8 protein-coding genes are annotated in these 7,487 nt (G+C 54.5%); 1 reads left to right on the top strand and 7 read right to left on the bottom strand.

The genetic code is table 11. From position 1 onward, the window contains the following. Positions 1-47: 47 nt before the first annotated feature. Positions 48-254, bottom strand: coding sequence for a preprotein translocase subunit SecE (gene secE, locus WIH05_RS09975; RefSeq protein ID WP_022274699.1), 207 nt, complete (start codon positions 252-254; stop codon positions 48-50). A gap of 25 nt (positions 255-279) precedes the next feature. Next, positions 280-429 carry a 50S ribosomal protein L33 gene (gene rpmG, locus WIH05_RS09970; protein WP_008726232.1) on the bottom strand — a complete coding sequence of 50 codons (150 nt, stop codon included), beginning with the start codon at positions 427-429 and terminating at the stop codon, positions 280-282. Positions 430-698: 269 nt separating this feature from the next. Between rpmG and WIH05_RS09965 the strand changes: the two genes are divergently transcribed. Further along, positions 699-1,328: a hypothetical protein gene (locus WIH05_RS09965; protein WP_022274700.1), complete on the top strand. Its 630-nt coding sequence runs from the start codon at positions 699-701 to the stop codon at positions 1,326-1,328. Between the two features lie 10 nt (positions 1,329-1,338). Here the strand turns inward: WIH05_RS09965 and WIH05_RS09960 are convergent, their stop codons facing one another. The 5 genes from WIH05_RS09960 to udk all read right to left on the bottom strand — a co-directional run bounded on the left by WIH05_RS09960 (position 1,339) and on the right by udk (position 7,370). Continuing rightward, entirely contained in the window at positions 1,339-2,049 is a 711-nt protein-coding gene (locus tag WIH05_RS09960) for a ComF family protein (protein ID WP_158359253.1), read from the bottom strand. Positions 2,050-2,065: 16 nt separating this feature from the next. Further along, on the bottom strand, positions 2,066-4,336 hold the full coding sequence (locus tag WIH05_RS09955; RefSeq protein WP_022274702.1) for an ATP-dependent RecD-like DNA helicase: 2,271 nt from the start codon (positions 4,334-4,336) through the stop codon (positions 2,066-2,068). Next, the gene (locus WIH05_RS09950; RefSeq protein ID WP_158359249.1) at positions 4,337-5,344 is read right to left on the bottom strand and encodes a rod shape-determining protein; all 1,008 of its coding nucleotides are present in this window, start codon (positions 5,342-5,344) and stop codon (positions 4,337-4,339) included. A gap of 206 nt (positions 5,345-5,550) precedes the next feature. After that, positions 5,551-6,567, bottom strand: coding sequence for a hypothetical protein (locus WIH05_RS09945; RefSeq protein ID WP_022274704.1), 1,017 nt, complete (start codon positions 6,565-6,567; stop codon positions 5,551-5,553). A gap of 179 nt (positions 6,568-6,746) precedes the next feature. Next, on the bottom strand, positions 6,747-7,370 hold the full coding sequence (gene udk / locus WIH05_RS09940) for a uridine kinase (RefSeq protein WP_022274705.1): 624 nt from the start codon (positions 7,368-7,370) through the stop codon (positions 6,747-6,749). Between the last annotated feature and the right edge of the window lie 117 nt (positions 7,371-7,487).

Below are 7,487 nucleotides of genomic sequence, written 5' to 3'. Positions count from 1 at the left end.
GTGTGTACAACATACCATTGTGCTTCTGACATATCTTCACCTCATCCTTAACCAATAACGATATTGAGACCAAACTTAATGATCAGATCAAGGAGTGCGATCGCAATTCCCAAAACAAGTGTTGCTGCTATTACCACAACAGACTGCTTTGTCAGAGTTTCTTTATCCGGCCAGATGATCTTGCTGAATTCAGCTTTTAAGCCTTTGATAAAGTCCTTTTTGGGGGCTTTCTCATTACTTGCTGTTTCTCCCATAATTCACGTCCTTCTGAAAACCGGATTACTTAGTTTCTTTGTGCATTGTGTGTCTCTTGCAGAATCTGCAGTACTTCTTGGTCTCCATGCGGTCCGGATGAGTTTTCTTATCCTTCGTCATGTTGTAATTGCGCTGCTTGCATTCTGTACATGCCAGTGTAATCTTTGTGCGCACGACTTCCACCTCCGTTTAATTCTTTGTAAGGCGGCCTTTTTCTCTGCCTGCTATCGAAAATTGAGCATAAAAAAAAGACCTATGTTCTTCCATTCGCCCGCTCATTGTAACATAGAAAGCCTGTACAGTCAAGTTTTTTTGTAAAAAAACGACCGCTCCGGCTCCAGGCAGCTTTTTATAAAAATTTAAGGACTGCAATGCCGGAAATATGATAAAATCAAGGGGTCAGACCAGCGCACACGCTGGAAACAGAAAGGAAAACCAGTACAATGATGAAAAATATGGAAACCATGAAAAACAGGAAACTCCGCCTCCGGGCTGCCTGCGGGCTCCTGGCGGTCCTTGCCGCCGCCGTGCTCACCGCCTGCGGCTCTTCCGGCACCGGCGGCCAGAACGGGACAGAGACTGCTTCTGAGTCCCTGGAGACCAGCGCGCCGGAAAGCGCAGCAGAAACGGAAAACGACGCTCCCGGCCCCAGGGAGACCCCCAGCCCTGAAGAGATCGCTTCCATGAAGGCCGAGGAGGCCGGGGACTTCTTTACGATCATGCAGAAATTTTCTGCCGGAGAGATCGAGGCCGTCCCCTTTGAAAAGCTCTCCGAAAATGACGGCCAGTACGGCGTGGTCTCCCTGGCTGAGGACCCGGAAAGCGGACTGAAGCTCTTTGGCTATATGGCTCCCGGGAACCGGTATGAAGGGATCTATCTCATGGATAAGGACAGCCGGGTCAATGCCTTCCCCACCGCCGTCTATGCCACAGACGCTTTGATCTGCCCCACCATAAGCTGGGATAAGGAGACCTCCACCCTGACCGTCACCGTCTGGTCCTCCGAAGCTGAGTCCCAGGACTTTTCCTTCCAGCAGAAGGAAAGCGGGCTTTTCGTCTCCCTGGACGAGTAGGGTACAGCCCCTATCGTCCCCCGGTCATGCAGATCACCACAAAATACACACGGCTTACCCCCGCGCTCCGCAGCGCCCGGGCGCAGGCCTCCACGGTGCTCCCGGTAGTATAGATATCATCCACCAGGAGCACCGTTTTTATTCCCTCGGGGATCGTTCCGGCCCGGAACGCCCCGGACAGATTTTTCAGACGGTCCGCCGCAGAAAGCTCCTTCTGCGGCTTTGTTTTTTTATCCCGGATGAGCATTCCGGATCCCACCGGGATCCCCAGGCGCTTTCCCAGACAGACGGCCAGCACCTCCGCCTGGTTAAAGCCCCTGGCCCGCTTTCTGGACGGATGGACCGGCACCGGAACAAGGACATCCACCTGCATGCGCCGGATCTGGTTTTCATACCTGGCCGCCAGGGCCGCTCCATAAAAGTCCAGATATTCCCTCTTATTTTTATATTTGATCCAGGCCATGGATCTCCTGGCCGTCTCATCATAATTCATAAGGGCCAGACCGGACTCGAAGGCATGGCGGCGCTTTGTGCAGTCCCCGCAGAATTCCTCCGCCGCATCCTGGATCTCTTTTCCACATTTTTTACATACAGGCTGTTTTACAAAAGAAAGCTTATGAAAGCAGGCCGGGCAGATCAGACCGCCCGGCGGCTCTACGATCTCCCCGCACACTGGACAGCGCCGGGGAAAAAGAATATTCAGAATTGTTTCTTTATTCATAGATTTATATATTTTTCTATTTGTCCAGGCCCGGCTCGATCTCCAGGATCCGGTCCTTCAGTCCGGAATACCGCTTCTGCTCCATTTCATTTTCCACCATAAACCGGAACATCTCCGGCAGTCCCACCAGGCACACACATTTTTTCGCCCTGGTCACGGCCGTATAGATCAGGTTCCTGGTCATCAGCATCCGAGGCCCAGAATAAATGGGGATCACCACCGCCGGGTATTCGCTTCCCTGGGATTTATGTATGGTAATGGCATATGCCAGCTCCAGCTCCTCCAGCTGCTTAAAGCTGTACTCCACCATCCGCCCCTCGTCAAATTCCACCTCCAGGGTCTCGGAAAAGGCGTTTACCTGGCGTATGACGCCCATATCGCCGTTGAAGACGCCCTCGCCCTTGTCCACCGGGATCCCATAGCGGTTCCGCACCTCCCAGGCCAGCTGGTAATTGTTTTTGATCTGCATTACCTTATCCCCGGTCCGGAATATGGTTCCTCCCGCCTCCTTTTCCGGCTTATCTGCCGCCGGAGGATTGAAATTTTCCTGGAGGATCCGGTTCAGCTGCTCCACGCCCAGAGCGCCCTTGCGCATGGGCGTCATGATCTGGATCTCCTGGATCTCCGCGCCCACGTAGCCCGGCAGCTTATCCCTTAAAAGGACCATCATATCTTTAATAATAGCCGCAGGATTGTCCCGGCGGATAAAAAGGAAATCCCGGCTGCGCTTTTCCAGGGGCACCCGCTCTCCGGCGTTGATCTTATGGGCGTTTACGATAATGTCGCTCTGGGCCGCCTGGCGGAAGATCTTTGTGAGCATCACCACCGGAAATTTTCCCGACTGGATCATATCCCGCAGGACATTTCCCGGCCCCACACTGGGAAGCTGGTTCACATCCCCCACTAGGATCAGCCTGGTCCCCACGTTGACAGCCTTTAAAAGGGAATGCATCAGGCTGATATCCACCATGGAGACCTCGTCGATGATGACCACGTCCGCATCCAGCGGATTGGCCTCGTTGCGCTCAAAATGCATCCCCTCCAGCCGGGTCTCCCCTCCGGTGCTGCCGTTCCCATTGCGTCCGCTGTCCATGGACGGGGCTCCCGTAAGCTCCAGGAGACGGTGGATGGTCCGGGCCTCATAGCCTGTGGCCTCGGCCATCCGCTTGGCTGCCCGGCCTGTGGGGGCTGCCAGAAGGATCTCCATATCCTCCTGTTCAAAATACCGGATGATCGTGTTGATGGTGGTGGTCTTTCCGGTTCCCGGCCCTCCGGTGATGATAAGGAGCCCGTTGTTCACCGCTTCGATGACCGCCTCCTCCTGATGGACGTCCAGCTCGATCTGCTCTCCGGCCACGATGGACTCCAGCCGTTTCCTTATTTTCTCCGGCGGCACCGTATCCCGTATGTTCAGATCGTGGAGCATTCTGGCGGTATTGAGCTCCATATAGTAAAACTGGGCCGGATAGACGATCATCCCGCCGTCCTTTTCCTTCACCACCAGCTTTTTTTCCATCTGGAGATCCATGAGATGCTTTTCCATATAATCCGCATCCACCTTAAGGAGCTCCGCCGCGCTGGCAAACAGCTCCTCCCTGGGAAGGTAGGTGTGGCCGTTTCCAACGGCCTGCAAAAGAGCATAGAACATCCCGCTCCGTATCCTGTAATCGGAATCCGTAAAGATCCCCACCTTTGCCGCGATCTCATCGGCGATCTTAAAGCCGACGCCATGGATGTCGTCCGCCAGCTGGTAGGGATTTTCCTGGATCACCGAATACATCCGCTGGCCGTACTGCTGGTAGATCTTCACCGCCAGGTTCATATGGATCCCATACTGCTGGAGGAACAGCATGGCCTGGCGCAGCTCCCGTTTTTCCTCCACCTGGCTGCTGATCTCCATGGCCATCCGCTCGCTGATCCCCTTGACCTCAGAAAGCCGTTCCGGTTCCTCCTCGATGATACGGAAGGTATCGGCCTTGAATTTTTTTACGATCCTTTTAGCCAAAGCAGCTCCGATGCCTTTGATCGCACCGGAGCCGAGATACCGTTCTATTGCCAGCGTGTCCTCGGGAGGCTTGATCTCATAGCTCTCCACCGACAGCTGCTCGCCATAAATCGAATGCTCTACCATGCGCCCCGTTGCCTCGATGCGCTCCCCCTCTGCGATATACGCAAAGGTGCCCACCAGGACATACTCCTCCTTGCCATCGGCAACGCTCAGCACCGAATAGCCATTCTCATCATTGCGGTATTTTATCTTTTCTACATAACCTGTTACAGTCGCCATTTATCTGTCTGAATGCTTTCCTCCATGGAAAAACTCAATGAATTTACCAGTTCCGATGGCCACCGCCGTCAGCGGCTCCTCCGCGATCATCGTCGTGATGCCCGTCTTTTCCTCGATCAGGGCGTCCAGACCGGAAAGCAGGGCTCCGCCTCCCGTAAGTACGATGCCCCGGTCAAAAATATCTGCGGCCAGCTCCGGAGGCGTCCGCTCTAAGACGTTGTGTACTGCGTCCACGATCTGCATCGCCGGCTCCTTAAGGGCCTCCAGGGTCTCGTCAGAGGTAACTACGATGGTCTTCGGGAGTCCCGTTACCAGGTTCCTTCCGCGCACCTCCATGGTCACTAGCTCCGGCCGGCGGTACGCCGCGCCGATATTGATCTTGATCTCCTCGGCGGTCCTCTCACCGATCAGAAGATTGTGCTTCTTTCTCATATAACGCACCAGAGACTCATCGAAATCGTCTCCGGCAGTCTTGATGGAGGTGCTTACTACGGTGCCTCCCAGGGAGATCACCGCGATATCCGCAGTACCGCCTCCGATATCGACGATCATGTTTCCGCAGGCCTTGGAAATATCGATGCCCGCTCCAATGGCTGCCGCCACCGGCTCCTCGATGATGCAGACCTCTCTGGCGCCGGCCTGGTAGGTGGCGTCCTCAACGGCCTTTCTCTCAACCTCTGTGGCTCCGCTGGGGATGCAGACCGCGATCCTGGGCTTTCTTAAGGTCCTTTTTCCCACAGCCTTGTCGATGAAGTATTTTAACATCTTCTCGGTCACGGTATAGTCGGAGATCACGCCCTTTCTGAGGGGACGGACCGCCACGATATTGCCGGGAGTACGCCCGATCATCAGACGGGCCTCCTCACCAAAGGTGATCACCTTATTGGTCTCCCTGTCCAGGGCAACCACCGACGGTTCCTTTAATACAACGCCTTTTCCTTTAATATATACAAGGATACTGGCCGTACCTAAATCAATTCCAATGTCGTTGGACATCATCATTGCCATTTTCCTCCTGTCTTTTCTGTCTTTTCACCCGGATACTCTCTATTTCTCAGAATACAGGCGCAGCCCAATACCGGCCGCCGCTGTATTCCGTCTGATCTCTGTTTTTCAGAGCGCGAAATATCAATCTTATTATATACAAAAGAATCCGGTTTTTAAAGAGGTTTTTTCATTTTTCCCAAAAAACAGGAGACGGCCGCCGACGTGTGCTACTGCACCCACTCTCCATTGATATTGACGTAATACTGGCCGTTGATCATCTGGCTTGTGACCATGGCCCCGCTTTCGCCGCAGTAATACCATTTACCTCCGGTGGTTACCCAGTCGTTCATCACACAGTAGCCCTGTTCATTGAAGTAATACCACTTTCCATCGATCATCGCCCATACGGAGTAGGGATAGCTGCGGTTGGGATTGCACCACCACCAGCCGGCTTCCGGCTGCCAGAGCCAGGTCCCCGCCGGATCCACGGCGGCATATCCATGGGAGGTGCTGGCCGCCTGGCTGCGGATCCTGGCCGCCTCCTCGTCAGATACTGTCCGCTCATCTGATTCCGCCCAGCTTCCCTCATCGTACTCGCCGCGGACCGCCCGCACCCGGAACTGGTACGTTCCCGCCCCGGAGAAGTGGCCGGAGAAATTGTAGGTCAGCTTTTCCGTTGTAACTGTCTGGCCCACCTCTTCGCCGTCCTTATAAAGACGGACCTCATATTTCCTTGCGTAGTCGTTTCCTGCCCAGCCGGCCAGACCGCCCACAGCCGAATCCCACAGAGCCTCCTCCACGTCCAGGGTATAGTCCTCGTCATATTCGTAATAATCGTCCTCATCCAGCTCCGCCAGGGTCACAAGGATCGTAAGGCGGGAGGAGCTCCGGGATACGGAGGTCACGATCCCTGTCTCTTCGTCCAGAGCCACCTCGTCCTCTCCCAGGCCGGAGGCAAAAATATAGCCCTCGTCTGTCCGTAAAACGATCTTTAACCGGGGCTCATCCCCAGTCTCCCAGATATCCCCCGGCACGTTGGTCACCGTTACCGTATCCAGATAGCAGCCCTCATGATCCACGATCACATCCACATAATCGCCGTCTCCGTATTCTCCCGCATGGATCCCGGATTCGATCTCCAGGGTGATATCCTCGATCCGCTCCGAAGCCAGAGCCGGGAATCCCAGGGCAGCCGTCATAAGCGCCGTAGTCAGGGTCAGCCGTAATTTATTCTTCCGTATCATGGTATTCCTCCTTATGCCGCTGCCGCGGACCTTAATTTCTGTATAAAAAGAGTATACCACATTCTTCCTTTTTAATCTTAAGATTTCTCCCGCAAAACTCGGGCAAAATTGTGGCAAAATGCAGCCATTCTGAAGACTGGAGCCGCGCAGGCTTCCGATCCGGCCTTCCCCGGCCCCGGTCAGTCCTCCCCCCGCAGGTGGCTCCGCACCTGGCTTAAGAGCATCTGCATGGCCACCCGGTTGCAGCCGCCCTCGGGAACGATGATGCTGGCGTTCCTCTTACTGGGCTCCACAAACTGCTCGTGCATGGGCTTCACCGTGTTTATATATTGGCCGATCACAGATTCCAGGCTCCTTCCGCGCTCCACCACATCCCTCTGGATCCTGCGGATGATGCGGATATCTGCATCTGTATCCACGAATACCCGGATATCCATGAGATCACAGAGACAGCGGTTTTCAAAGATCAGGATCCCCTCCACGATCACCACCCGCCGCGGCTGTATGGTCCGGGTCCTTCCGCTTCTATTATATATGGCGTAATCATAAACGGGACACTCCACCGGCCGTCCCTGCTTCAGCTCCATCAGATGGCGGATCAGAAGTTCCGTATCAAAGGCATTGGGATGGTCGTAGTTCAAAAGCTTTCTCTCCTCCAGGGTCAGCTCCTCGTAGTGCTTATAGTAATCGTCATGCCGGATCACCGTCACCTCTTCCGGGAACTGTTCCGCAAGCCGGGTGGTCAGCGTCGTCTTTCCGCTGCCGGAGCCGCCTGCGATCCCGATCACCAGTATGTTTTCCATGGTATCTCTCCCTTCCTATATGCCATACATTGCAGCTCATTCCAGACACACATCCGGACGAACCTCCAGGCAATTCTTACGGATATTTTACCATATCTACCATATTCTGTTATATAT

It is taken from the genome of Alitiscatomonas sp. (genome assembly GCF_037242085.1).
GTDB classification, from domain to species: Bacteria; Bacillota; Clostridia; order Lachnospirales; family Lachnospiraceae; genus Alitiscatomonas; species Alitiscatomonas aceti.
The sequence above is the reverse complement of the archived record's forward strand: the minus strand, read 5'-3'. Positions and strand labels throughout refer to the sequence as shown.